The 25308-nt window shown below is 61.1% G+C and carries 20 protein-coding genes; 3 read left to right on the top strand and 17 right to left on the bottom strand.

Going from position 1 to position 25308, the window contains the following annotated elements:
- Positions 1-204 precede the first annotated feature (204 nt).
- Positions 205-1137 carry an IS481-like element ISAcp2 family transposase gene (locus ACP_RS11670; protein WP_012680514.1) on the top strand — a complete coding sequence of 311 codons (933 nt, stop codon included), beginning with the start codon at positions 205-207 and terminating at the stop codon, positions 1135-1137.
- 105 nt (positions 1138-1242) lie between these two features.
- Here the strand turns inward: ACP_RS11670 and ACP_RS11665 are convergent, their stop codons facing one another.
- From ACP_RS11665 to ACP_RS11635, 6 genes are all read right to left on the bottom strand, one after another.
- Positions 1243-2892: a CTP synthase gene (locus tag ACP_RS11665; RefSeq protein WP_015897537.1), complete on the bottom strand. Its 1650-nt coding sequence runs from the start codon at positions 2890-2892 to the stop codon at positions 1243-1245.
- Positions 2893-3408: 516 nt separating this feature from the next.
- On the bottom strand, positions 3409-4464 hold the full coding sequence (locus ACP_RS11655; RefSeq protein WP_015897534.1) for a hypothetical protein: 1056 nt from the start codon (positions 4462-4464) through the stop codon (positions 3409-3411).
- A gap of 323 nt (positions 4465-4787) precedes the next feature.
- Positions 4788-5168, bottom strand: coding sequence for a hypothetical protein (locus tag ACP_RS11650; protein WP_015897533.1), 381 nt, complete (start codon positions 5166-5168; stop codon positions 4788-4790).
- 459 nt (positions 5169-5627) lie between these two features.
- The gene (locus ACP_RS11645; protein ID WP_238525546.1) at positions 5628-6875 is read right to left on the bottom strand and encodes an SGNH/GDSL hydrolase family protein; all 1248 of its coding nucleotides are present in this window, start codon (positions 6873-6875) and stop codon (positions 5628-5630) included.
- Positions 6876-6971: 96 nt separating this feature from the next.
- Positions 6972-8213: an SGNH/GDSL hydrolase family protein gene (locus tag ACP_RS11640; protein ID WP_148215136.1), complete on the bottom strand. Its 1242-nt coding sequence runs from the start codon at positions 8211-8213 to the stop codon at positions 6972-6974.
- A gap of 125 nt (positions 8214-8338) precedes the next feature.
- Positions 8339-9043 carry a DUF4397 domain-containing protein gene (locus tag ACP_RS11635; protein ID WP_015897530.1) on the bottom strand — a complete coding sequence of 235 codons (705 nt, stop codon included), beginning with the start codon at positions 9041-9043 and terminating at the stop codon, positions 8339-8341.
- A 506-nt stretch (positions 9044-9549) separates the two neighbouring features.
- Here ACP_RS11635 and rpoD point away from each other — a divergent pair.
- Positions 9550-11229, top strand: coding sequence for an RNA polymerase sigma factor RpoD (rpoD, locus tag ACP_RS11630; RefSeq protein WP_041839528.1), 1680 nt, complete (start codon positions 9550-9552; stop codon positions 11227-11229).
- Between the two features lie 239 nt (positions 11230-11468).
- Here rpoD and ACP_RS11625 read toward each other — a convergent pair whose 3' ends face one another.
- The gene (locus ACP_RS11625) at positions 11469-13397 is read right to left on the bottom strand and encodes an AI-2E family transporter (protein ID WP_015897528.1); all 1929 of its coding nucleotides are present in this window, start codon (positions 13395-13397) and stop codon (positions 11469-11471) included.
- Positions 13398-13592: 195 nt separating this feature from the next.
- Here ACP_RS11625 and ACP_RS11620 point away from each other — a divergent pair, with 195 nt between their 5' ends.
- Positions 13593-13925, top strand: a complete 333-nt coding sequence (locus tag ACP_RS11620; RefSeq protein ID WP_041839527.1) for a TM2 domain-containing protein — start codon at positions 13593-13595, stop codon at positions 13923-13925.
- Positions 13926-14006: 81 nt separating this feature from the next.
- Here ACP_RS11620 and ACP_RS11615 read toward each other — a convergent pair whose 3' ends face one another.
- From ACP_RS11615 to hemE, 10 genes are all read right to left on the bottom strand, one after another.
- Positions 14007-15560: a cytochrome b N-terminal domain-containing protein gene (locus ACP_RS11615; RefSeq protein WP_015897526.1), complete on the bottom strand. Its 1554-nt coding sequence runs from the start codon at positions 15558-15560 to the stop codon at positions 14007-14009.
- Positions 15548-16159: a QcrA and Rieske domain-containing protein gene (locus ACP_RS11610; protein ID WP_015897525.1), complete on the bottom strand. Its 612-nt coding sequence runs from the start codon at positions 16157-16159 to the stop codon at positions 15548-15550. The genes ACP_RS11615 and ACP_RS11610 overlap by 13 nt, the downstream gene beginning before the upstream one ends.
- A gap of 8 nt (positions 16160-16167) precedes the next feature.
- Positions 16168-16863, bottom strand: a complete 696-nt coding sequence (locus ACP_RS11605) for a cytochrome c (protein ID WP_015897524.1) — start codon at positions 16861-16863, stop codon at positions 16168-16170.
- Positions 16863-17753 (bottom strand): hypothetical protein, encoded by an 891-nt coding sequence (locus ACP_RS11600; RefSeq protein ID WP_015897523.1) that lies wholly within the window; start codon positions 17751-17753, stop codon positions 16863-16865. The genes ACP_RS11605 and ACP_RS11600 overlap by 1 nt, the downstream gene beginning before the upstream one ends.
- Positions 17754-17757: 4 nt before the next feature.
- Positions 17758-18357 carry a cytochrome c oxidase subunit 3 gene (locus ACP_RS11595; RefSeq protein WP_041839526.1) on the bottom strand — a complete coding sequence of 200 codons (600 nt, stop codon included), beginning with the start codon at positions 18355-18357 and terminating at the stop codon, positions 17758-17760.
- A complete protein-coding gene (gene ctaD / locus ACP_RS11590) occupies positions 18357-20051 on the bottom strand; it encodes a cytochrome c oxidase subunit I (RefSeq protein ID WP_015897520.1) in 1695 nt (564 codons plus the stop codon). Before ctaD ends, ACP_RS11595 begins: the two co-directional genes overlap by 1 nt.
- 64 nt (positions 20052-20115) lie before the next feature.
- On the bottom strand, positions 20116-21159 hold the full coding sequence (gene coxB / locus ACP_RS11585; RefSeq protein ID WP_015897519.1) for a cytochrome c oxidase subunit II: 1044 nt from the start codon (positions 21157-21159) through the stop codon (positions 20116-20118).
- 529 nt (positions 21160-21688) lie between these two features.
- Positions 21689-23098, bottom strand: coding sequence for a protoporphyrinogen oxidase (hemG, locus tag ACP_RS11580; protein WP_015897518.1), 1410 nt, complete (start codon positions 23096-23098; stop codon positions 21689-21691).
- Positions 23095-24072 carry a ferrochelatase gene (gene hemH, locus ACP_RS11575; protein WP_015897517.1) on the bottom strand — a complete coding sequence of 326 codons (978 nt, stop codon included), beginning with the start codon at positions 24070-24072 and terminating at the stop codon, positions 23095-23097. The genes hemG and hemH overlap by 4 nt, the downstream gene beginning before the upstream one ends.
- A gap of 11 nt (positions 24073-24083) precedes the next feature.
- Positions 24084-25172, bottom strand: a complete 1089-nt coding sequence (hemE, locus tag ACP_RS11570; RefSeq protein WP_015897516.1) for a uroporphyrinogen decarboxylase — start codon at positions 25170-25172, stop codon at positions 24084-24086.
- Positions 25173-25308: the final 136 nt, after the last annotated feature.

Genomic DNA, 25308 nt, shown 5'->3' with positions numbered 1-25308 from the left:
GATCGGGGCTTTTGCTTTTTTGGGGCGGGGATGTGGATCGCTCGGCTGCGCAGCGGTGGTCGGGATGACAAAGGTTGGCAGGAGGTCGATCCCACGTCCGAACGGACGGACGTGGGGCACCTGTGATGTTTCAAGAGGTTGTCCATTCGAAATTTCGCGGAGAAGCTGTTTGTGGCGAACAAGCAGAGTCTTCGGAGAGATCGAATGGACATTCACCAGAATGCTCGTCTAACGCCTTACAGTCGAGAGCAGTTGGCGAGAAAAGTTATTTGTACCGGGTGCACGTTGAAGCTGGCCGCGGCCAGCTTCAACGTGAGCGCAAAGACGGCCGGCAAATGGGTGCGCCGGTATCGCGCCGAGGGTTCGGATGGCTTGCGGGACCGCAGCTCGCGTCCGCATCGCAGCCCGCGGCGCTTGCCGGAGGCGTTGCGGCTGAGTGTGATTGAGCTACGGCGGGGTTACATGCCGGGGTATCAGATCGCCCGGCGCAGCGCTGTGAGCGTGTCTTCGGTGAGCCGTATTTTGCGGCGCGCGCGGCTGAGCCGATGGCGCGATCTGAACCCGCCTCCGCCGGTGGTTCGCTATGAGCATGCCGCTCCAGGCGACTTGCTGCATCTGGACATCAAAGGCATGACGCGCTTCGGCGAGGTCTCGCTGCGCGGCGACGGCAGGCTGCGGGGCAAGAAGGAACACCCGGGCTTTTTGGCTCTGCATGTGGCCGTCGACGATCACTCGCGCATGGTCTTCGCCCAGATGCTGGCCGATCAGAAGGCGGAAACCACGATCGGTTTTCTGCACGCGGCGGTTGAGTTTTTCGCCAGCCATGGTATCGGCATCCGCGCGCTGCTGACCGACAACGGCAGCAGCTACCGCTCTCGCCAGTTCCGTCAGGCTTGCCAGCAGATGGCCATCAAACACAGCCGCACTCGGCCCTATACCCCCAGAACCAACGGCAAGGCCGAGCGCTTCATCCAGACAGCCATGCGCGAATGGGCTTACGCCAAACACTGGACCGACTCCAGCCAGAGAGATCAACACTTGCAGTCCTGGATCCACTACTACAACCACGAAAGACCTCATGGTAGCCTCAACTACAAACCGCCAAGCAGCCGATCCCAAGAAGGAACAACCTCTTGACCTTCTACAGGCACCCGAGTTGGGATGAGACGTCCAGTGAAGAGAAAGCCCCACTCAAGCCAACGGCGGGCTTGAATGGGGCACCAGATTATTGCAGGGTGATATTTACTTGCCGATGGGGGCGGATTCGGCTGCTGGCTGGGTGGCCTCGGTGTGAGGCTTGTGGTTTTGGTATGCGGCCTTTACGAAGGCGTGGAAGAGTGGATGCGGTTCGAGGGGCTTGGACTTGAACTCCGGGTGGAACTGGCAGCCGAGGAAGTAGGGATGGTCAGGAATCTCGACGATCTCGACGTAGGTGGAGTCAGGGGTGGTGCCGCTGATGCGGAGTCCCGCGCCGGTGAGGACGGCCTCGTACTCGCGGTTAAATTCGTAACGGTGGCGGTGACGTTCGCTGATTTCGGTTTTGCCGTAGGCATCGGCGGCGAGTGAGCCGTTTTGCAGCACGCAGGCCCAGGCGCCGAGGCGCATGGTTCCGCCCATTTCTTCGACGCCGGTCAGCTCGCGCAGCTTGTAGATGATGCGGTGCGGCGTGGCGGGATCGAATTCGCTGGAGTTTGCGCCCTGCAGACCGCAGACGTTGCGGGCAAACTCGATGCAGGCGGTCTGCATGCCGAGGCAGATGCCGAAGTAGGGCACCTTGTTTTCGCGGGCGTAGCGGATGGCGTTGAGCATGCCCTCGACGCCGCGCTTGCCGAAGCCGCCGGGGACGAGGATGCCGTCAAAGCCGGAGAGCTGCTGCTCGTAGTTGGGAGCTTCGAGGCCTTCGGCCTCGATCCAGGTGACGCGGAGCTTGAGGCCCTCGGCGAGTGCGCCGTGGACGAGCGCTTCCTTGAGGGACTTGTAGCTGTCTTCATACTCGACATACTTGCCGACGATGCCGATGGAGACTTCGCCGGTGGGGTGGTAGCAGCGCTCGACGAGCGCGCTCCAGCGGCTGAGGTCGGGCTCGCGGGTGTCGAGGTGGAGATAGCGGAGGGCGAGCTTGTCGACGCCTTCCTGCGCGAAGACGAGCGGCACCTCGTAGATGGAATCGACATCTTTGGCGGTGATGACGGCCTTCTCTTCAAGATTGCAGAAGAGGGCGATTTTGCTCTTGATGTCGTGGGGCAGATAACGGTCGGTGCGGCAGAGCAGGATGTCGGGCTGGATGCCGATGGAGAGCATCTCCTTGACGGAGTGCTGCGTGGGCTTGGTCTTGAGCTCCTGCGCGGCGCTGATCCAGGGGACGAGGGTGACGTGGACGAAGACGGTGTTTTCGCGACCGAGTTCCTGGCGCATCTGGCGGATGGCTTCAAGGAAGGGCAGCGACTCGATATCGCCTACGGTGCCGCCGATTTCGACGATGGTCACATCGCCATCGGCCGCGACCTTGCGCATGGCGTTTTTGATCTCGTTGGTGACGTGCGGAATGACCTGCACGGTCTTGCCGAGATAGTCGCCGCGGCGCTCCTTGGTGATGATCTGCTCGTAGATGCGGCCGGTGGTGAGGTTGTTGTCGCGGGTGAGGCGCGCGTGGGTAAAGCGCTCATAATGCCCGAGGTCGAGGTCGGTTTCGGCGCCATCATCGGTGACGAAGACCTCGCCATGCTGGAAAGGCGACATGGTTCCGGGATCAACGTTGAGATAGGGGTCGAACTTCATGAGATTGACGCGCAGGCCGCGAGCTTCGAGCAGACAACCAATGGAAGCGGCTGCGAGGCCCTTGCCGAGGCTGGACACGACTCCGCCGGTCACAAAGATGTACTTTGCGGACATTTATGCTTCACCTTTTCGGATGGAGTGGATTGGGGGCACCGGGTAGGCACAATCAAGTATCGCAGGAACAGGAGCCGGAGGAAAGGGATTGTTGGGTGGGAGTGGGAAACTTGAGGCGGCGTGGGTGGGGAGAAACTTACGGTGGCGTCTGAGAGCGAGATGGCATCGAGATTCTTCATCGCGCAGCGGTTCGGGATGGTGAAGTCTTCTGTGCGGATGTTGAGTATGGAGGGCGGGATTGCCTCAGGGGCTAAAGCCCAGTGTTTTTTAGTGGAGATCTGGATGTACGGGCTGAAGCCCGTACCCTTCAGGGGCCAAAGCCCAGTGTTTTCAGCGGCGGTTTGCGGCATGGCTGAAGCCATGCCCTGATACCGATGAGGTGTGCCTGGGACGAGCGGCGGACTGCAGGTCCCTCCACTCACTTCGTTCGGTCGGGATGACAAAGGGTTGGTGTGAGGTTGATCCCACGTCCGAACGGACGGACGTGGGGCACCCGAGTTGAGATGGGAGATCGCGTCAGTGCTTCTTGTGGAGAGTGGCGGAGTGCGCCGGGGTTGGCTTTGTGGCCGGTGCCGCGGCTTGCGGGGTGGCGGCCTCTGCCTGCGTGACGGCGTGGTAGGAGCCTTCGCCCCAGGGAAAGCTCAGACTGGGCGAGCAGCCGGGGCCGCCATCGTAGCTGAGCGTGGTGGTGCCGGAGGTCTTGTTGGCCACGACGGGCATGAAGGCGGCGAGGAGCTGTCCTTTGGCCGATGTGGTGGTGGAGACTGCGCGATTTTCGCCATTGGTGGCGGCCTGAATCTGGATGGTCTTGCTGGCCGGGAAGCCGACACCTTCGAGCAGCACGAGGGCTGCATTCTTGACGCCGAGCATCGCCTCAAGCTGGCAGCTCTTGCCGGTGTAGAGCAGCGGGAAGGGGATGACGGTGGTCTCGGCGTGCTGCTTGGTGGTGTCGTCAAAGACGGCGAGGCGCAGGGCTTCGCCGCGTGCGGCGGTGGCGGCAAACTTGACGGCATCGCCGGGCTGCATGGAGCTGAGGCAGTCGCCCTGTGTGATGGCGGGGCAGATGAGCTGGCCTTGTCCGTCCAGGGAGAGACCGGTGTTGAGGACTTTCAGGTTCTCGTCGAGCGGCCACTGGATGAGGCGCAGATTGTCGGTGGACTTGAAGCCCTTGACCTGAAAGGTATAGGTGATCTGGAGGCCCTGGGGCGTGGATTTGCGGCCGGCCTCGACCATATCGAGGGATGTGCCGGGTGTGGAGCGCGCCGGTCCCCAGGCCGCTTCATTGCGGGCGAGCTGGGTGGTGGCCTCGAGGATGCGCTGCTCGCGCAGCCGGGCAATCTGCGCGGGCGTGAGCGTGTGCGGCTCGGGCGGCAGAGATTCCAGCTTAAGCGGAGCGGCGGGAGCGCTGTTCTGTGATGTGCTCGCGGAGTTGCCGGTTGCTTGCGGCGCGGGGCTGGCCGTGGTGGTGCCGGTGTTGGGAGCACTGGTGGTCTGAGCGGACAGGCTCTGAGTGGACAGGGCAGGAACCGCGGCGACCAGGCCGCAGAGCAGAAGCACAGAAGAGAGACGCATGCCATGAGAATAACGAAAACGAGGGCGAAGGGGACATATTCAATGGAGAACTGCATTCCTCCCACCCAGCCCCGTCCATCCAGACGCATCCCCTGCATCGGGGCATGTATCAGGGCATGGCTTCATCCGTGCCACTAAACGCCCCTCAAAAGAATGAGCTTTAGCCCCTGAAGGGTACGGGCTTCAGAGTCTTTGTGAGAGCGGGTTTGAGTGGTAGGAGGGGTTGTTCAGGCTATGGTGGTTGCGGTGTTTGGCTGGATGCTGTGGGCAGGCAAAGGTGCTCGGAACGGCAAGTTGGAGCAAGAGGCTGGTGTTTTTGTTGGTCAGTTCTGTTTTCCGAGGTGCAGCCGGGTGAGGTGCCATGCCAGCGCCGCCAGGGTGAACTCGATGTTGCGGTTTTCCAGGTCTTCCAGGTTGGCGGCAGAGAACAAGCCCGAGTCGGCAAGCACACGCTCGGGCGGCGAACCACACCTGCGTTGCACCTGATCGTCCATCGGCAGCAGTCCGGCGTTGTCGTTGACCGCCTGCGTGACTCTCTGTGCCGCGATCACCTTCGGCAGCGTAGACCTCATGAAACCGGCATAAATCCAGACGCTCCACCACCCCATGAACAAAAAACAAACATGATCCCGGCCCACAACCTCGTGAACACTCGGCGGAAGCAACTCCACCTGCTCCCTTGAATAAAACCGATAACGAGACATGCTCACTTCTCGCTTATCAACATCGAAATCAAATACTCACACAGACTCTGAAGCACCTGAGGGAACACCAGCCCTCAAGCCCCTGCCGGAAATTCCACCCAAATCCGGTAATCTGAAATTCAGAAGACTCGCCCCAGACAGCCTATCCCTCAAAAGATGTGAATGCATATTCACATTTTTTAATGCTGCTTATAATCAACAACATACGCCGCATCTAGCAGCCGGAAACCTGCCCGAACCATACTTCAAATCACTGATATAAAACAACTTCCCGGCAATTCACCACGCACCCGCATCAATGCGAATCCGAATTCACATTTTATCTCATGCAATATCAACCACTTACACCCTTCTCGTCTTCGCCGCACAAAAAATCGCCAAAAAGTGAATCCGCATTCACATTTTCAAAAGCAGAGGCGGCCTTCCGGCCGCCTCTATATTCAAAGCAATAACTATTATTTACTTTTCAAATAACGTCAGCGGAATCGCATTCGCCATCGCCTTGTACCCGGCCGGATTCGGGTGCAGGTGATCCCCCGAGTCGTACTCCGGCGCAAAACGATCCGGCTGCGCCGGGTCGCGCGTCGCCTTGTCAAAGTCCACGTAGGCATCAAAATGCCCCGGCGTGCGAATCCAGGTATTGATCTTCTGCCGCAGCGCCTCAAACTCCGGCCCCTGCGCCGTGTAGTATCCGCAGCCCTTGAAGGGCGTCAGCGTCGCACCAATGATCTTGATGCCGTGCGCGTGCGCCTGATCGATCATCTCCTGATAGCCCGCAATCAGGTGGTGGTAGAGCGCCTCCTGGTCGGCCTGGCTGACGTCCTGCTGATCGGCCAGATGCCCAATGTCGTTGATGGCCTCGAGCACGATGACATACTTCACGCCCGGCTGCGAGAGCACATCGCGATCAAAGCGCGACATCGCATTCGGCCCCGAACCGTCGAGCAGCACGCGATTCCCGCTGATGCCCTCGTCCACGACGCAGACATTCTTCGTCGCCGCATGAGCCTGCAGGCGCGCCGCCAGATCGTCCGGCCAGCGGTTGTTGCCGTTCACGGTGGACTGCCAGCCATCGGTGATCGAGTCGCCAAAGGCCACCACGCAGCTACCGGGCTGCGGCGTGCCCACTTCCACGCCCGTGAGCCAGTACCAGTGCAGCTCGCTGCGGGCATGCGTCAACTGCGTCGCGCCCACCTGGTCGCCCGGCGCCATGAATGCCACCTGGTTGGCATTGTCATGAAACGTCTCGGGCATCGAGGGCTCGTTCACGTGAAAGCTGACCGTCAGGTTTTCGAGCGGCTTGGCGTCAAAGGCCACCGGGTCTGAAACATAGGCCGCCCCCGGCGGAATCAGCACATCCGCGCTGCCCTGAAAGGTCACCGGAGTATCCGTGCCGGCGACAATCTGCGAGCTGTTGGTGGCCACCGCGGCGGCCACATGCACGGCCGTGATGTGCAGCGGCTCCGTGCCAAAAACATTCGAGAGCCGCACGCGGACGTAGTGACCGCCACGGGAGAGATGCACAATCTCTCGCACGGTCGTGTCATGAAATGCAGTGTTGGAAGTGTAGAAGGTCTGCTGCATGGGCGAGGCCGCCCAGCTGTCTGTCCAGTGCAGGTTACGCGGCGTCTGAGCGACGGCGGTCGAAGTCAGCGAAGCAAGAGCAATCCAAAAAGCACCACAGGAAATACGGCGCAAAAGATTCACGAGTCCATCCTCTTTTGAAAAGTCTCCGGCGCGCATAACGCGCCGGATCTCGTACGCCAAAGATGGTACCGTTTTTCACCTGCCTCTGGCTTGCGGCTACTTCGCTTCGAGCATCTTGAGCGGAATGGAGTTAGCCATCACCACATAACCTGCGGGTCCCGGATGCAGGTGATCGCCCGAATCATACTTCGGATTCAGCCGCAAAGGATGCGCCGGATCGCGCATGATCTTGTTGAAGTCGATCACGCCGTCAAAGTGCCCCGGCGTGCGAATCCACGCATTCACCGCCGCCAGATCGGCTTCCTCCTGCGGGCCGGGATGGTAGTAGCCCGAACCCTTGAACGGCATGATCGTTCCGCCCAGGATGCGCAGGCCATGCTCATGCGCCCGCTCGATGATCTGCCGGTCCGCCTCGATCATCCGCTCCACCAGGGCATGATGGTCGGCCGCCGTGGCGTTCTTGTGAAAGCCGAAGACCCCGATGTCATTCACCCCTTCCAGCAGAATCACGGTGCGCGCTCCGGCCTGCGCCAGCACATCGCGATCCACCCGGGCCGCCGCCGCCGGTCCCAGCCCATACTGGAGCAGCCGGTTGCCGCCGATGCCTTCGTTCAGCACGCACAGGTTGCGGGTCTGGCGATGCGCCTGCAGCCGGGCGGCCAGGTCATCGGTCCAGCGCTGATTTTTATTGTCTTCCGTGGCATGCCCGTCGGTGATGGAATCGCCGAGCGCAATAATGCAGGCGTCCTTGCGGGGCGCGGCCACATCGACGCCTGAGATCTCAAACCAGTGATCGACCGTGCCCGCATCCTTCAGCTCAGGCGCGGAGACCTGATCGCCATGCACATAGTAGGTCGTCGCGCGCGCGCCGGGATGGCTCGTCTCCCTGGCCGGGGGCTGCTTCAGGTAGAACGTGATCGCGAGGCTCGAGAGCGGCTTCGCGTCAAAATGCACAGGATCAGACACATACTCCGCCCCGGCCGGAATCGTCACGCTCGCCTGGCCGCCGAAAGTGATCTCGGTATCTGTCGCCGGCACAATCGCAGAGGAATCCAGCGCCACCGGCTCGGCAATATGCACCGCCGTGAAGGTGAGCGGACGCATGCCCCAGGCATTCGAAAGGCGAATGCGCAATTCGTCACCGCCCAGCGACAGATGCACAATCTGGCGCACCGTGGCGTCGGTGAGATCGGCAACGGGCAGGGTATTGCGCGGCTCGGGAATCTGTTGCGAAGAGGCCCAGGTGCCCACCCAGTGCGTACCCGGCGGCAGGGAGGAAGCCGTCTGGGCGCTTGCGGAGACGGCGGCGGCCAACAGCAGAAGCAGGAAGCATTTCATGGCGACCAGCATAGCCGTTTTGAGGTAAAGTTTGCGACCCGGCCTAATTCGGCTTCACGCCAGAAGGGGAGAAGCTCGTCTCTCCTGCCACGAGATCTGGCGCCCCGCGCCTGGCCTTTCGGCTCTTAATCCACATCGTCGCCCACCACTACGTTGATGGGCTGCTGGTCCACATTGGGCTGGTCCGTGATGAGCAGGGTACGCACTTGGCCCGAGGCGTAAACCACGGCGCTGCCGGTATAGCTGGCCTTGGTGCTGCCGGCCGGGGCAATCACGAGCTGGTAGCTGCCCGCCGCCACCGGAATGTAGCTGGTCACCTGCCCCGGCGCGAGATTCGCCGCAATCGGCGTGGCGGCGGCAAACTTGCTGCCATCCGGAACGAGGTAAATATCCACACTGCCCACCGCGTTGGCGTTCTGCAGAAAGCGCACGTCAAAGTCGCCGGCCGGAGCCGCCGTCACCTGGTCAGTGAGCAGGGTCGCCGTAAAGCTGGTGCCCGAGTCGGAGAGATAAAGGGAGTGCTGCGTGCTGGCCAGATAATTTCCGCTCACCGTGGCGAGCACCTTGGTGGTGCCGGTGCTGTCGATCTTGGTCGTCTGCACGCCGGGGCTCAGAATGGCATAGTTGCTGATGAACGGCGCGGCAATATTCCCGGCAATCTGAGTTTGCCCAACATACACGTCCACCGCCGGGGCGTTGTAGGAGGCATCAATGACCCGCACCAGGCTCACGGCCTGCGAACCGGCCACCGACTGGCATCCGCTCAGGACGCCCACCGTGGCCGCCACGGCCAGAGCGGCAGCCAGATACCTCGACTTGCGCAAAGACATGCAATCTCCCATCCGCTGCTCATCGGGGGGACTTGCCTGCGGACTGCTAGCTTATCTTAACCAACGGCCGGGCCCAAAGGGAGTGCCGGACAGGGTTTCTCCGCCCAACCCGGCCTACCACTTTGGCGTCAGATCTATTGCCCTGCCACATCCCCGGTCACACGCTTACGGGTGGCGATCTGGATAGGAGCGGCTCGTCTGAGCAGCCGGAATACCGGCCTCAGCGGGTATTTTGACCCCGGACTGCAACAAAATGCCGTTTTCCACATCTATACCTATGGGATCTGTTCTTGCAGGAGCGGATCGTGGAGGGCATGTCAGGTCCGCGGGAAACCAACGCGTCGTACCAGTGAAGACCCCTCGCATGATACTCTATAAGTCTTTGGGGGAAGGTGCGCCCATCGTCCCGCGACTTTGTTCGCAATGGGACATGCCTGTCATGGCCTCGATCGCACTTCGTCCGATTCAACGCCAGATCCGACCATATTCGCGGGAGACGAATCCGCTTGGCATTAGACGATAAATACGAAGAGGATCTGCAGAAGCTCATCGACGCCGGTAAGGAAAAGGGCTATTTGACCTACAACGAGGTCAACGACCTGATCCCTGGCGACATGACTTCTCCAGAAGACCTGGACGACCTGATGACGACCATCGGGACCCAGGGAATCGACATTCTTGAAGGCAGTCCCAAGCTCGGCAACGATGGCTTCGACGACGAAGACAGCGACGACGTCGAGCTTGATCTTACCCCAGGAACGCTTGAAAAAACCAACGACCCCGTGCGCATGTATCTGCGCGAAATGGGCACCGTTCCGCTGCTCACACGCGAAGGCGAAGTAGAAATCGCCAAGCGCATTGAACGCGGCCAGTTGCGCGTGATGAAGGCTGTCTCGCGCTCGCCCATCGTGATTCGCGAGATCATCGCGCTCGGTGAAGATCTGCGCCGCGGTGTGCGCAGCGTCAAGGAAGTGGTGATCTTCGACGAAGAAGAGATCACTGAAGAAGTACTGGCCGCCCGCGTGCGCCAGACGGCCAACAAGATCGACGGCATCGTCAAGCACCAGAAGAAGATTCAGGCGCTCGAAGAGAAGATGCAGGCCGCCAAGAGCAAGGTGAAGGAGCAGCGCAAGCTGCGCTGGCTCATCGCGCGCGAAATGGTCTTCATCACGCGCATTGTGCGCGACCTGAAGTACACCAATCAGGAGCGCAAGCGCCTGCTCGACAAGGTCAACAAGACCGTCGATTCCATGCGCACGCTTGAGCGCCAGATTCGCTCTCTCGACCAGAAGTATGACCAGTCGAAGAGCGAAGAGCTCAAGAAGGAATACCGCCGCCAGCAGAAGAACTGCAAGACCGACCTCGAAAAGCTCGAAGAGGAAGCCGGACTCTCCATTGCCGACCTGAAGCGCACGCAGCGCGAGATCATTCAGGGCGACATGGATGCCGAGCAGGCCAAGCGCGAGCTGATTGAAGCCAACCTGCGCCTGGTGGTCTCGATTGCCAAGAAGTACACCAATCGCGGCCTGCAGTTCCTCGATCTGATTCAGGAAGGCAACATCGGCCTGATGAAGGCCGTGGACAAGTTCGAGTACCGCCGCGGTTACAAGTTCTCCACCTACGCCACCTGGTGGATTCGCCAGGCCATCACGCGCGCCATCGCCGATCAGGCCCGCACCATCCGTATTCCGGTGCACATGATTGAGACGATCAACAAGCTCATCCGCACCTCGCGTCAACTGGTGCAGGAGCTGGGCCGCGAACCCACCTCAGAGGAAATTGCCCGCCGCATGGATATTCCGGTGGCCAAGGTCCGCAAGGTGCTCAAGATTGCGCAGGAGCCCATCTCCCTCGAAACGCCGATCGGCGAAGAGGAAGATTCGCACCTGGGCGACTTCATTGAGGACTCGCAGGCGGTCTCGCCTTCAGAGGCGGTCATCAGCGTGAACCTCAAGGAGTACACCTCGCAAGTGCTGCGCACCCTGACACCGCGCGAAGAGCGCGTCATCAAGATGCGCTTCGGCCTCGAAGACGGCTCAGAGCACACGCTCGAAGAAGTAGGCCAGAGCTTCCAGGTCACCCGCGAGCGCATTCGCCAGATCGAAGCCAAGGCGCTGCGCAAGCTGCGGCACCCCTCGCGCTCGCGCAAGCTGCGGGCCTTTGTGGACAACGCCCGCGAAATGTAAGCAAAACAGCTACGAATGCAAAAAGGCCGCTCCCATCCGGAGCGGCCTTTGAGGTTGATGACAAACCTATGCAGCAATCGTTTTGTAACAGGGCATGACTTCAGTCATGCCGATCAAGCCCAATGAAATCAGCGGGCTTTAGCCCCTGCGCGATGTTTGCTCTGCTCCAATTCAACTTTGTCACCAGTCTGAAGGCCGCTCCCATCCGGAGCGGCCTTTCTATCTTGCACGCGTCAGGATCAAACCCCAGTGGCGGAGCTTTCGGGCATCATCTGTGCAGGGCGCGGATTTTCGCAGCCCAGCAGGTAAGTCATTGCCTCGCGCATGGTGAAGAACACGGTGCTCGGCGCAGCCTTTCCAAAGCGCACGACCATCTCTGACTGGTCTTCCTGCTCACTCCATAAGCCGACGGCGATGCGCTGGTCTGGCATCTGCTGCCGCAATTGCAGGCACAGGGCGCGGGCATGCGCGAAGGCAAAGGGCGGCAGCGCCGAGAGGCAGAGCACCGTGTCCTTCTCCTGGGCGAGGCGCTCCAGAATCTCAGGAGAGAGCGCGTTCGAGGGCAACAGCAGCGTGTCTCGCCCGGCGCGTTCGAGCAGATGTGCCATCATGCCTGCGGCGAGTTCATCCGCATAGTCTGAGGCGGCCACGCAAACCACGGGCCCGCAACGCAGGGCCGGCGCACGCTGCATCACAGCCTCAAGGCTCGGGGGCCATGCAGGCTTGTGTTCGGCCACCTCGGCGATGATCTCGGCAATGGATTGATGCACATACGTGGTCCGCACCTCATCCAGATCGCCCTTGTGACGGTCCTGCTCGGCCAGCACCAGCGCCGGTAGCAGCACGCTGTCATAGAGTTCGAGCAGGCTGCGCTCTTCGAGGTACTGGTAGGCGATGGTGCGCGCCTCGGCCTGGTCCATGGCCAGCAGGCGCTCATACAAGGCAGCTTCCGGCTCCAGTTCCGCATCGTCTCCCAGCAGAATCTGCAGAAACCGCAACTGCGGAATATGCTGGCCAATCACGATCAGGCAGACGGTCAGCGGCGTCGAAAGAATCAGCCCCGCCCATCCCCATAGAATCGTCCAGACGATAGCCGAGACCAGCAGCGCCAGCGAAGAAACACCGGTATGGCTGCCATAAAACCAGGGCTCAAAAAAATTACTGATCAGCAGCTCGATGGCGACCAGCATCATCGCCACAAAGAGCGGATGCCACCACCCCGGAAAAACCGCCAGCGTGAAGATGAAAGTGACAGAGCCGGCCGCCCAGATGCCAAAATAGGGCACAAGTCGCATCAGGCCCACCAGCACACCCCACAAAGTGGCGTTGGGCACGTGCAGCAGATAGAGGCCAATGCCAACCACGGCGCCAAAGCCGGCATTGACCAGCACATTCATGCGCAGGTAGCGGCTGATGCGCTCGGCGGCATCGTTGAGCGCCTGGCTCATGACGTTGATGTGGCCCACCCCGGCCAGCAGCAGCACGCGATTGCGCAAGTCCTCTCGCCGCAGCAGCATGTAGACCGTGAAAACAAGCATCGCCGCAAGAATGCCCAGCGGTTTGACCACCGGCAACAGAATGGTGCCCAGATATGCAGTTTCAGAGACAGGCGGCGAAACCACCATGACCGGTGTGGGGCCTTTGTTCGTATTGGCCTGCGACTCGGCCTGCAGCCGCAGAATTTCCTTCTCCAGATCAGCCCGCGTCATGCGGCGGAATGAGGGCAATTGCACCTCGGGAGCCGGAGCCGGTTGCGGCGCACCGGAGGAGAGCGCGTTGCTGATCTCCTGAATACTACGGACGGCCTGCGCCACCGGGCCCTTGGCAGGGGCGTGAATGGCATCAATCTTCGCCTGAATATTGTCCCGGTAGTTGGGTAGCGCATCCACCACCGTGAGAAGCTGCGCGGCTACCACCCAGCCAATGATGGCCATGCACCCAAAGGCCACGATCGCCACCAGAATCACAGAAGGCGTGCGGCGCAGATGCAGGCGGTGCTCGACGCGCTCGGCCAGCGGCGTCAGCAAAAAGCTCAGAATCAGCGCCATCGCCAGTGGAATAAAGATGTCGCGCCCAAAATAGAGCGCGGCAATGACCAGCGCCAGCATCCAGGCTGGATGACTGTCGAAGAGCGCTTTCCGGGTGCGTGAAGCTGTTTCCGTCGCCATAGGGGTCCGTTGGACGGATGCGCGCCTGGCTTTACAGGCTGCCTGAGCCCCCAGAGTAGCCCTCGGCACTGGAACCGGAATGCACCTGCCTGCGTATCACTCTATAGCAAATCAGAAGGGCCGGCGCAGGCTCAGAGGAACACATTCCTGGCCGGGCCGTTTGAAGACTCACGCGTGCAACCGAAGGAGGATGCGATGACCCCAGCCAACTACTATCCCGCGGATGCAAGTCCCGCGCAGCAGGCCCTCTTTTACCAGCACATGGCCATGGTGCAGAAAGATGAACTGCTGGGTGCATTATTGGCTCTCTTTCTGGGGACCTTCGGCGCGCATCGCTTCTATCTCGGGGAGACAACGGCCGGCATTCTCTACATTCTCTTCTGCTGGACCGGAATTCCCACGCTGCTGGGAATAATTGAGTGCTTCTTCATGCCAAGCCGCGTGCGCACCTGGAACCTGAACCACGCCATGCAGATCTCTGCCTGGGTGCGTGGGCAGATGCCATCGCCGGCGGTCTACAAGTACTGAAATTTCGCTGACTCCATCGAGCAAAAAAGAAAGGCCGTCGCGGTGTGCGACGGCCTTTCTGCGTCTGGAGCGACCTGACAACTACTTCATCGGATCGCTGTTCTGAGAGCCGCTGCCCGCCGGAGGAGCAAAGGGCATGGTCTGCGCTGGCACAGTGACGCCAGTGTGAACCAAGCTCTCGTCAAAGTGCTGCGAGGCGTCCATCGCCGGCTTCTGATTGGGGCCATGCAGCGTTTCCAGGAAGGCGATGAGCGCCTTCACCTGCGGCGGTGTCAGGTTCTTACCGTAAGCCGGCATATTGCCGCCGCCCTGCAGCACCTGGCGAATCAACTGATCCTGCGTCATGTTGGTCGCCACATCGTCAAGAGCTGGACCACGGTGACCGCCTTCGCCGGCAATCTCATGGCAGTTACGGCACTGCTTTTCCTGGAAGACCACCGCGCCACGGCGTTCGAGGGGCGAGTCCTGGTGGACAAACTTCACCGGCATAGTGTCCTTGCTCCACGCATTCATGTGCGGGCTCCAGGGCTCATAGGTACCGAGGTGGGTCAGCGTTCCCCATGCCACCGCGACCAGAGCAACCGTAAGCACGGCCACCGGTCGGCGATGCCAGCTCTTCTCCCCCTCTGAGGCAATGAGCGGCACCGACAGCAGGCCGACGATGCCGATGATCGGCGCTGTCAGCAGCAGCGGTGTCTCCATCCACGGCGGCAGCATGGCCAGCGCGGTATAGATCCAGAGGAAGAAGAAGTCCGGCTTGGGAGCCGTGCGAATGTATGTCGGGTTCGGCGCACCGCCGGGTCCCTTGGGACCCAGAATCGCCGCGCACACCAGTACCGCTGCAATGATGGCGCCGGAGAAGACGATGTCCTTCCACAGGGCGACCGGCACAAAGGGCACGCCATCCGTGTGGGTGAGCTCGTGGTACTCCTTCATGTAGGTGGTGCGCTTGACCATGCGGCCAGGCATCGGCCACTCGTTAATGCCGAGGCGCAGCACCATCCACACGTGCAGACCAGCCAGGCCAAGCAGTGCCGCCGGCATAATGAACACGTGCAGGTCAAAGAAGTGGCTGAGCGTGGCGCCGCCTATGATTGGACCGCCTAACAGCAGGTGGACTAATTGTCCCCCGATGAAAGGAACACGGCCGGTAATGGAGACGCCGATACCCAGGCCCCAGTAGGCGTCCTGATCAAAGCGAAGCACCTGACCGGTGAAGGCCATACCCAGGGTCAGCAGCAGCAGAAAGACGCCGACCATCCAGGTGAGTTCGCGCGGAAACTTATAGGCGCCAAACAGGAAGACCTGCACCATATGGATGAGCACAATGGCGACCATGAAGTTCGATCCCCAGTTGTGCACCGCCCGGACAAACCAGCCCAGGGTCAGGTCATGATTGATAAAGTTCAGGCTCTGCCATGCCTGCCCTGCCGACGGCACATAAATAAGCGCCAGCAGAATGCCCGTGAAAACCTGCAGCATCAGCAGCGTAAAGGCCGCGCTGCCGAACACATACCACCAGCTGGCGGTATTACGCGGCACCGGGTGCAGAGCGGCTTCCTTGACGGGCTTTTCAAACCCGACCCGGAACTCAAGCCAGTCATAAACCTTCTTTGCTTTGTCTAGCCCGCGCATGGGGAATCTCCCTTGCAGCCACCGATGTTCACGAGCTGCGCCGTGTTGGAGAGCGTAGGAATCTGGCCGGCGAAGATCTGCAGATCGCCACCCACAATCTTGCTCTGGTACTTGAACAGGCCTCTCGGAGGCGGACCCGCGGCCACCGAACCATCGGCGTAGTACACGCCGCCGTGGCAGGGGCACATGAAAAGCTGCGACTGGGGAAACCAGCGCACCGGGCAGCCGAGGTGAGCGCAGTTAATGGCGAACACCGTGAATTCGGTTTTCGTCCGCCGCTGCACCCAGCATGGAATATCGTCTGTCTGCCCGTCCGAAGGGCTCTTCCATGGGTTCACATAGGTCGCCAGACGAGTCTGGCCAACGGGAAATTTCTCAATCCCGCCGAGCGAAACCCACGACTTATAGGCGCGATCCTTTTTCATCGGAGCCAGCAGATAGCCGATGATCGGCGTGGCCAGAACCAGCCCGACGACGGCGTTGAACGCAACGCCGATCTTGAGCAGCAGCCAGCGGCGTGAGATCGACAGTTGATCGTTCGTGGCGGAGTGCTGGCTGTAATCCGAGGGTTCGCTATGGGTGCCAGTTTCTTCAGTCACGTTGTTCCTCACTCATACGACGAATACGGTTGTCCGGGGTTCTGTACGCGGAGCGACCCCAGATAGGTAACAATGTCGGTGACTTCCTGATCGGTCAAAGGGTGGCCCGGCTTGTCATTTCTCCAGTCGGGCTGGCCGAGGTCAGGGCGTCCGGCAATGATGATGCTGCGCAGGGCCTGATCGCTGATCAACGCAAGATACGAAGTGTTCGTGATGTTCGTCTGCTTGCTGTTGTGGCAGGAGAGGCAGTATTGGATGTAATCCTGGCGTCCCTGCTGCGCGTTGCCGCCCGTAGCCGGCTGCAGATAGGCCGGGGGCGTGGCTCCCGCCAGCGCGTTCGGCTTACCCCAGTGCTGGCGAATGCCAGAGACGATGATATCCACCTGCTGGCTCGTGAGCATGCCGCCGGCCGACATGGCAAAGGCCGGCATCAGCGAGTTGGGTACGCCGTTGGTGACGGCCTGATGAAGGGCCGCATCATTGGCGATGGCCAGATACTCGGGATTGTTCAGCGCTATGGCAGTGCCATTGCGACCGTTTTCGCCATGGCAGGAGGCGCAATTCTGCGTGTAGAGAACCTTGAAGCTGGTCTCATCTTTAGGAGGCTGCCAGGCGGGCTTCGGATAACCGGGCAGATTCTTGCATCCGCTGAGCAGACTCACCGCGAAGACACAGACGATAGGCAGAAGGTAACGGCGGCGCATCAGTGCGAGCCCTCCCCGTTTCCGTTCTTGTCGCTTTCGTGCATGATTCCTGGAATCTCCAAACCCGCTCGCATGGCGAACGGAAGTTTCTGAACACGCCGGTAGCTCTCATCCCGCGAGACAATCCAGCCGGCCACCAGGCCAAAGGCAATCTGCGAAACCACAAACCAGGGCCACGAGATGCGGACGTCAAAAGTGGGATTGATCAGGCCGAGCGAGGAGTGCAGCAGACCTGTCCAGAGCAGCGGCGTCACGATGCCGCCCAGTACGATCGGATGACGAGGCAGCAAAGGTAGCAGGGCGCCATAGAGCAGGCCCACCAGCAGCGATGTGGTGATGTGAATCACGATCGCGATGATGAATGTGGCCGGATGGAAGGCGTTCAGGCTGGCCGTGCTCAGGCTGCCCATGCCGGTAAGGCCCGCGCCTCCCAGCAGGTTGATCGGATACCAGATGCTGTGGTGCGCCACGACCCCGTAAATAAGGGCCGGAATGACCATGGCGATACCGCCCGCGATTCCGCCCTTGAGGCCTGCCATGATCGGCGTGGAAACCGGCGGCTCGGCATCGGCCGGCAAATTACCCGGCAGAACATAACGATCGATCTTCTTGCGGACTGTCTCCACGTGAATGGGTTGCACCACGACCGGGATATGCTCGGCGTGCTCATGCGGAAAGAGCTGACGGAACCAGCCAACGCAACCAAAAACCACCAGAACCGCACCCAGCAGAGAGATGTAGGCTCCGAGCAGAATTCCGCCCAGCAGCATGGTGCAGCCAAAGGCCAGCACGATGGGCCACGAGGTGCCCGCCGGCAGGTGAATCGACTCGCCGTGCTCCGGGCCGGCCGGATGTTGTGCAATATCAGTATGCTTGGTTATCTCGGACATATGATCACCGCCCCACCAGATAAACAACCGTGAAGACCACCACCCACACCGCGTCGACGAAGTGCCAGTAAAGCGCCAGCGTCTTGATCTGATAGGCGTGTTTCGGCTGCAGCCGTCCGGTCAATGAAAAGAAGAAAACAATCAGGAGCATGATCAGGCCCACGATGACGTGCGAGGCGTGCAGCCCGACCAGCGAGTAGAACGTGGTACCAAAAAGGTTGGTGCTGATCGTCAGGCCATCGTGATAGATGAGCTTGTGCCACTCCATGGCCGTGCCACCGAGGAAGATCGCCCCCAGCAGAATGGTGAGGCCCCAGAAGAGCGAGAAGACCTTCATCTTTCCATGTTCGATCGCCCGCTCGGCCAGCACGATGGTCAGGCTGCTCGACCACAGGCAGATCGTCATGAAAATTGGCAGCTCAAGCACCTGGCTGGGCTGAGGTCCACTGATGCTCTTGCCCATGTAAAAGACATAGGCCACAACAAAGATGCTGAAGAGAGCCGTCTCGCCGATGATGAGCGAAACCATGGCCGCGAGGCCGCGGGAGGGCAGCCGCCACTCTTTCTCCTCAGCCGGGTTATGCACAACGGGAATCGTAGCCATTATTCGTATTTCCAATCTGGATCTTCAGGATGCTTGAGGTCCCACAGCGGCCGGCGGCTGTTGACGACCGGATCGACGACAAAGTTGTACGACGGCGGCGGCGAGGGAACAGCCCATTCGAGCGTCCAGGCATCCCAGGGATCGCTGCCCGCGTCCTGCCCCTTCATCAGCGAAATCACGATGTTGTAGACGAAGATCAGAACCGCAATCGCCTGCACGAACGCGCCGATGGTCTCGATGAAGTTATAGACGCCCCATCCACGATCGGCCTCATACGTATAAATGTGGCGCGGCATGCCCAGAATGCCCGGGATATGCATCGTGTCAAATGTAAGGTGGAAGCCCAGCAGGAAGAGCCAGAAGTGCCACTTGCCCAGGGTTTCGCTCAGCATCTTGCCGGTAGCCTTGGGGAACCAGTAGTAGATGGCCGCGAAAATGTTGAAGACGATACCGCCCACCAGCACGTAGTGGAAGTGCGCCACCACGAAGTAGGAGTTGTGCAACTGCCAATCCCACGGTGCGCAGGCGAGCATGATACCGGTCAAACCGGCGATGAGGAACTGGATCAGGAAGCCGAGGCAGAAGAGCATCGGCGTGGCGAACCAGATCTTGCCGCCAATGAGCGTGGCGGTCCAGTTGAAAATCTTGATGCCCGTGGGGATACCCACCAGCATGGTGGAAAGCACGAAGAAGGCAGTGGTAGGGCCGTTCATGCCCACGGTGAACATGTGGTGCGCCCAGACGCCAAGGCTCACGAAGCCGATGCCGGCCGATGCCGCCACCATGGCCGGATAGCCGAAGATCGCCTTGCGCGAGAAGACCGGGATGATTTCGCTCGCGATGCCGAAGGCCGGCAGCGCCAGAACATAGACTTCAGGATGGCCGAAGATCCAGAAGAAGTGCATCCAGACCACGGCTGACCCGCCGGCCTGCGTGTCAAAGAAGTGGCCGCCAAGGTAGCGGTCAATCATCAGCATGATCTGCGCCGCGGTGAGCGGAGTGATGGTCACCAGGGTCAGCGCGCTGACCACCAGCATCAGCCAGGTGAAGAGCGGCATGCGCATCAGCGTCATACCCTTGCAGCGCATCGAAACCGTCGTGGCGACAATATTGATGGCCGTTCCCAGCGTACCCCAGCCCGAGATAATCAGCGCGACGGCCCAGTAGTCCATCGCATGGCCGATCGAGAAGGCGCGTTCGGTCAGCGGGGCGTAGGCGAACCATCCTACGTCCGGCGCCGTGCCGGCGCCGAAGAGGCCGAAGCCGCCGACGAAGCTCCAGTAGAGCAGCAGACCGCCGAAGGCTGTCAGCCAGAAGCTGAATGCATTCAGACGCGGAAACGCCATGTCTCGCGCGCCGATCTGCAACGGCACGATGTAGTTCGCAAAGCCGAAGAGAATGGGCATGCCCACCAGGAAGATCATGGTGGTGCCATGCATGGTGAAGAGGCGGTTATACAGTTCCGGCGAAACAAAGTGGTTGTTGGGCATCGCGAGTTGCACGCGAATAGCCAGGGCTTCGAGACCGGCCACCAGCAGGAAGAACAGAGCAAACGTGACATACAGAATGCCCAGCCGCTTGTGGTCTACCGTGATTACCCAGCCATGCAGCCACTCAAGGAATGTGCCCTTTTGCGCCTCATCATGAGGCGTAACGTCCAGGGCACCGCCAATTGGTAGAGTCTGGTCTGCCATGATTTTTTCTTCCCATTCTCCTCGTCAGCGGCTGCCGCGCGGGCAGCGCTGAGCACTGCGAAAACTAGTGAAGCGTATCCAGATATGCGGTTACCTGGTCGAGCTGCTGTGAACTGAGGTGCATTGCCGGCATCAGAACACCCGGCTTGAAGTAGTCAGGATTTTCGATCCACTGGCGCAGGTTTGCCGGGTTGTTCATCACCGAGCCGGAGGCAAGAGTATCGCGGCTGGCCACATGCGTAAGGTCAGGCCCGAAACGGCCCGTCGCCTCCGTGCCCCGAATTTCGTGGCAGTTCATGCAGGCGTTGTGCATGAAGACTTCGCGCCCGGCGGCCACGGCCGGATCTTCCACCGCCGGCTGCTGCTGCTGCTTGACCCAAGCCTCAAACTGAGCCGGCGTATCGACATAGACCCGCAGCAGCATCTTGGCGTGTTCCGCGCCGCAAAACTGCGAGCACTGACCCTTGTAAATGCCGGTGTGCGTCGGCTCGATCCAGGTCTCATTCACATGATTCGGAATGGCATCGGTCTTGCCGGCCAACTGCGGCACCCAGAAGGAGTGGACAACGTCGGCGGAGAGCAGCTTGATATAGGTAGGCTGCGGATCGGCCTTGGTGCTGACCGGCACGTGAATCTCGTTCGCCGTGATGATGCCCAGACCGGGATAACGAATCTCCCACCAGAACTGGTGGCCGACAACCGTAATGTTCAACGCCGACTTGGGACGCGGAGCATCCTTGATGGCAAAGATCAGGCGGGCCGACGTCAGAAAGAGCACCACGACAATGATGATCGGGATCACCGTCCAGGCAATCTCAATCTGCACGCTGCCAAAAATCTGCGGCGGCTCGCTGCCATCGTCGTCCTTGCGGCGGCGGTAGCGAATCACAGCATAGAACATGGCCGCGGCGACCACCACAAAGATGCCGCCGGTAATCGCCAGCGCAAAGATGGCGAGACCGAAAATCTCATGGGCAGGCTTCGACGCCGGCGAAAACGAATCGGTGTTTGTCGTAATCGTCTGCGCCCAGGCGCCCGCTTGCAGGAACATGGCGCAGCCGGCAGCGTACAAAATCGACCGCAACCCTCTGGAAATTTGCTTGAACATCGGTATTGCTTACCCGTTCGTGGTTGTGGCGCGCACAGGAGTCCTATCCGCCAGGGCGCGCGATGAAATTGCCTGTTGCCGGATCTCCGGCGCTGCGTATGCTCGTGCAATCGCTCGCGACAAAGTTGAGGAACCAGGAAGCAGAACCAATCTATCCGTAGCAGCGATCAAGAGCTGCCTCTGGTCCCCCGTGCTCGGGCCTTCGTGGCCCAGACACGCATTTCGGGATGTATGCCAGCGAAACTCTATGCTAACCGGAAAACGGTCTCGCCTCAATTCCATGCTGCATCTCACCAAATTTTTACCTGCTGTTCCCATAACGGAACGAACGCGAGACCGGAGTGAACTTGCCGGGAGCGCGTCATTCGAAGCCTTAAATTGCATCATCGCCTGCTAGATGTTGCGGCGCGAGCATTCGATTCCCATGAATTCGACCGGAGAAAAACTCCGGCGTCCGCTTGTTCCCGTGCGAAAAACACCCTGATTTCACGCGGCATCTCGCATCTTTTGGAGCGCCCGGCGGCAGCGGCTACGCTTCGGGCGCAACCAGCGCGCGGGCAGCACTGCGCGCCTGGCGAATCAGATCCGGCAGCCCCACACCGTGATAGGCGTTGCCCAGCAGCGTGAGACCCGGGAGCTGCGCAACGCGGGCTTCAAGCTCCCGCATGCGGTCCAGATGGCCGGTCGCATACTGCGGCAGCGAAAGCGGCCAGCGGCGCACCAGAGAAAACGCGGGCGCGGGCAGCGGCCCCAGCGCCACGGCCAATTGCGCCTCGGCGCGGGTGATCAATTCACTCTCCGGCGCATGCAGAAGACGCTCCGCGGCATCCCCGCCAAAGAAGGCGCGCAGCAGCACGCAGCCATCGGGGGCGCGATGCGGGAACTTCTGATCCACAAAGGTGCAGGCCAGCAGCGATTCGGCGCTGGGGCCCTGCCCAGCCTGCGGCGGCGGCACGAGGTAACCAAATCCCTCTGGAACTCGCATATGCCGGGCCGCAGCCCGATCATAGGCCAGCGCCACGACGATGGCGGAGCTGGCTTCTACCGGCAGCAGCGCGGCGGCAGCCGCATCGAGCCGGGCCAGCAGCGCGCGGGTAGCATTCGCAGGCGTGGCCAGCAACACCGCGTCAAAGAGGCCACTCCCTTGCGTGGTGGACACCCGCCACTGGCCTCCCTCGCGTGCCAGGGCTTGGACCGGAGTTTCAAAATGGACGCTGGCCGTAGGCAGAGCCTCAGACATTTTTTCAGCCAGTGTGCCCAACCCCGAGCGCAGCGAGCCGAAAATAGACGTGCCACCATGGCCCGGCTTAGGCGGGCGCGCGTTGAGAGCAGCGATCAGGCTGCCGTGCTCCTGCTCCATCTTGACGAAGGGTGCCATCACCGAGCGGACGCTCAACTGCTCCACATCGCCGCCGAAGACCCCAGCCAGCAGGGGCGCCGCGATGGTGCGGGTAACCTCATCGCCAAAGTGGCGGCGCACGAAGCTGGCCACGGACTCATCCTGCCCCTCCGGCAGCGCCGACGCGCGCAGTCCCTCCGCGCGGGAGGGTTCGGCGGCATAGGCGCGGATCGCCTCTTGAGAAAACAGCGGGGAGCCTTCGAGCGCATCGAGCCGCGTGGGCACCATCATGCGCATGCCATCGGGCATGGGCAGCAGTTGGCCATCACGCAGCAGCCAGGTGCGGCGCTGAAAATCGTTCGACGCGATGATTTCGTCTTCCAGACCCAGCTCAATCGCCAGTTCGCGCGCCCAGGGCTTCTCAGCCACCCAGGAATCGGGGCCGCACTCGATCACAAAGCCGTCGCGCCGCTCTGTTTCCACAATGCCGCCCACCCGCGCGCTTGCCTCAAAGAGGGTGCAGGATTGATCCAGTTGCGTGAGCTGCCAGGCGGCGGTGAGACCGCTGATGCCGCCTCCGATGACCGCAATGTGCTTCATGAAGCCGCCGGTTCGGGGGCTTCGCTGGCCTGCAGCCGATCCAGCCCCGACTGCGCCAGGCGCGCCAGCGCGGCGGTGAGCAGAGGCGAATCATTGAGCGAGGCCGGACGCCGCAGCATCATGCCAAGGTTCTGCGCAAAGTCGCGGAAGGCGATGTCGATGTCATACAGAATTTCGACGTGATCGCAGAGAAAGCCCACCGGCTGGATCACAAGATGACGAATGCCCTCCTGATGCAGCGCCGTGAGCGTGTCTTCCACCGTGGGGCCAATCCAGGGGCCGCCCGACATACCCTGGCTCTGAAAGGCGAAGTACCAGGCATCGAGGCCATCCACCTTTGCAGCCACATGCATCGCAGTCTTCTTGGCTTCGTAGTTGTAGGGGTCCGGCGGCAGAACAGGACGGCGCGGCGCCTCCGGATCGGGCTGCGGCGCCTGCACCGTGCGGCAGGGCACACTGTGCGCGGTGAAGAGCACGGGCACCGGCCCACCCACCTCGGCGCGAAAAGGCTCCCAGGTCGCGCGCAGGCGGTCGGCGAAGGCCGCGGCCAGCAGGTCGTCCTCGGCCCAGCCCTCGATGAAGCCAATCTGCATCTTCTGCCCGGCCTCGGCAAAGACGGCGCGGCGGTAGAGGCCGACGCTGGTGCGCGAGTTCTGCGGAGCCAGACAGATCGCCACAGCGCGGGTGATGCCGTCCTCCACCATCTGCTTCACCACATCGGCGATGTAGGGCTTCCAGTTGCGCATGCCCACATAGACCGGAAGGCCCAGGGCCTCTTGCAGCAGGCGGCCCTGCTGCAGGGTGAGTGCGGTGAGCGGGCTGCCGCCGATCTCAACAAAGCGGTGGCGCACCTCTTCGATGACCTCGGCCGGCATGGGGCGGCCGCTGACCACATTGCGCAGGTACTCGGGGATCTCTTCGGCGGAGTCCGGAGTGCCGTGAGCGAGCAAAAGAATGGCGGCTCTTTCTTCCATAAACTGCTTCCTCACAAGGTCGCGGGCTTGTATTCGCGCACAAATTTGACCACGGCCTGCACATGCTCGACCGGCGTGCCGGGCACAATGCCGTGGCCTAGATTGAAGATGTGTCCGGGGCGATTCGCAGCCTGCGCCAGAATGTTCTCGACACGGTTACGAATCAGATCCGGCTCGGCAAAGAGCGTGATGGGATCGAGGTTGCCCTGCACCGCGCAGCCGTAATCGAGGCGATGCCAGGCCTCGGCAAGCGGCGTGCGCCAGTCCAGCCCGAGCACGTCGGCGCCGGTCTCGCGCATGGAGGGCAGCAGCGAGGCCGTATCCACACCGAAATAGATGACCGGCACGCCCAGCGCCTGCACCTCGCGCACCAGTTGGCGCGTGACCGGCAGCACAAATTCGCGGTAGTCCTCGACGCTGAGCGAGCCGGCCCAGCTATCGAAGATCTGAATGACGTCGGCACCGGCCTCGACCTGCTGGCGGGCATAGGCCGTGAGCACCGTGACCAGCTTGTCGAGCAACTGCTTCCACGCATCGGGCTGGCGGTACATGAACTTTTTGGTCTCGATATACTGCCGCGTGCCGCCGCCCTCAATCATGTAGCTGGCCAGCGTGTAAGGCGCGCCGCAGAAGCCGATGATGCCGAGGCGGTCTTTGAAGTGCGCAACCACCTTCTCAATGGCCTGCGCCACATAGATCAGCTCCGAAGCCTTGTCGGTACGCAGGCGCTCGACATCTTCCAGCGTGCGCACCGGGTGATGCACCACCGGCCCCTCGCCGGCCTGAAATTCAAACGGAAGCCCCATGCACTCGAAGGGCAGCAGCAGATCGGCAAAGATGATGGCCGCATCCACATCGAGCTTTTCGGCGGCGGTGATAGTCACTTCGGCGGCAATCTCCGGCCGCTTGCAGATATCGAGCAGTGAGTGGTGTTTGCGCACGGCCATGTATTCGGGCATGTAACGGCCGGCCTGGCGCAGAAACCACACCGGCGTGCGATCCACCGGGCGGCGCAGGCAGGCGCGCACAAAGCGGCCGCCATGGGCAGAGAGAGACAAGGCATCAGCGGCGAGAGCGCCGTTTTCAGGATTCAAAGGCATATTTTTGAGGCATCGGAGGCCACTTTCAAGGCTAGCACCGGCACGGGGTTCCGGCGCGTGATGCAGCGCACATCCTTGTGACGAGGCCGCAACGAGAAAGACCGCCCTCACAGGCGGTCTCTCTCGTTATTGCAAT

It is taken from the genome of Acidobacterium capsulatum ATCC 51196 (assembly GCF_000022565.1).
Taxonomy (GTDB): Bacteria; Acidobacteriota; Terriglobia; order Terriglobales; family Acidobacteriaceae; genus Acidobacterium; species Acidobacterium capsulatum.
Note: the sequence above shows the minus strand (reverse complement) of the source record. Positions and strands in the feature narration are given on the sequence as shown.

What these genes read in the sequence shown, in the direction of transcription:
- ACP_RS11605 (WP_015897524.1), bottom strand. Translation starts at nt 16,863, where the DNA reads ATGCGCCGCCGTTACCTTCTGCCTATCGTCTGTGTCTTCGCGGTGAGT.
- ACP_RS11655 (WP_015897534.1), bottom strand. Translation starts at nt 4,464, where the DNA reads ATGCGTCTCTCTTCTGTGCTTCTGCTCTGCGGCCTGGTCGCCGCGGTT.
- hemG (WP_015897518.1), bottom strand. Translation starts at nt 23,098, where the DNA reads ATGAAGCACATTGCGGTCATCGGAGGCGGCATCAGCGGTCTCACCGCC.
- ACP_RS11670 (WP_012680514.1), top strand. Translation starts at nt 205, where the DNA reads ATGGACATTCACCAGAATGCTCGTCTAACGCCTTACAGTCGAGAGCAG.
- ACP_RS11640 (WP_148215136.1), bottom strand. Translation starts at nt 8,213, where the DNA reads ATGAAATGCTTCCTGCTTCTGCTGTTGGCCGCCGCCGTCTCCGCAAGC.
- ACP_RS11665 (WP_015897537.1), bottom strand. Translation starts at nt 2,892, where the DNA reads ATGTCCGCAAAGTACATCTTTGTGACCGGCGGAGTCGTGTCCAGCCTC.
- ACP_RS11595 (WP_041839526.1), bottom strand. Translation starts at nt 18,357, where the DNA reads ATGGCTACGATTCCCGTTGTGCATAACCCGGCTGAGGAGAAAGAGTGG.
- ACP_RS11600 (WP_015897523.1), bottom strand. Translation starts at nt 17,753, where the DNA reads ATGTCCGAGATAACCAAGCATACTGATATTGCACAACATCCGGCCGGC.
- ACP_RS11635 (WP_015897530.1), bottom strand. Translation starts at nt 9,043, where the DNA reads ATGTCTTTGCGCAAGTCGAGGTATCTGGCTGCCGCTCTGGCCGTGGCG.
- hemH (WP_015897517.1), bottom strand. Translation starts at nt 24,072, where the DNA reads ATGGAAGAAAGAGCCGCCATTCTTTTGCTCGCTCACGGCACTCCGGAC.
- hemE (WP_015897516.1), bottom strand. Translation starts at nt 25,172, where the DNA reads ATGCCTTTGAATCCTGAAAACGGCGCTCTCGCCGCTGATGCCTTGTCT.
- coxB (WP_015897519.1), bottom strand. Translation starts at nt 21,159, where the DNA reads ATGTTCAAGCAAATTTCCAGAGGGTTGCGGTCGATTTTGTACGCTGCC.
- ACP_RS11620 (WP_041839527.1), top strand. Translation starts at nt 13,593, where the DNA reads ATGACCCCAGCCAACTACTATCCCGCGGATGCAAGTCCCGCGCAGCAG.
- ACP_RS11625 (WP_015897528.1), bottom strand. Translation starts at nt 13,397, where the DNA reads ATGGCGACGGAAACAGCTTCACGCACCCGGAAAGCGCTCTTCGACAGT.
- ACP_RS11650 (WP_015897533.1), bottom strand. Translation starts at nt 5,168, where the DNA reads ATGTCTCGTTATCGGTTTTATTCAAGGGAGCAGGTGGAGTTGCTTCCG.
- ctaD (WP_015897520.1), bottom strand. Translation starts at nt 20,051, where the DNA reads ATGGCAGACCAGACTCTACCAATTGGCGGTGCCCTGGACGTTACGCCT.
- ACP_RS11615 (WP_015897526.1), bottom strand. Translation starts at nt 15,560, where the DNA reads ATGCGCGGGCTAGACAAAGCAAAGAAGGTTTATGACTGGCTTGAGTTC.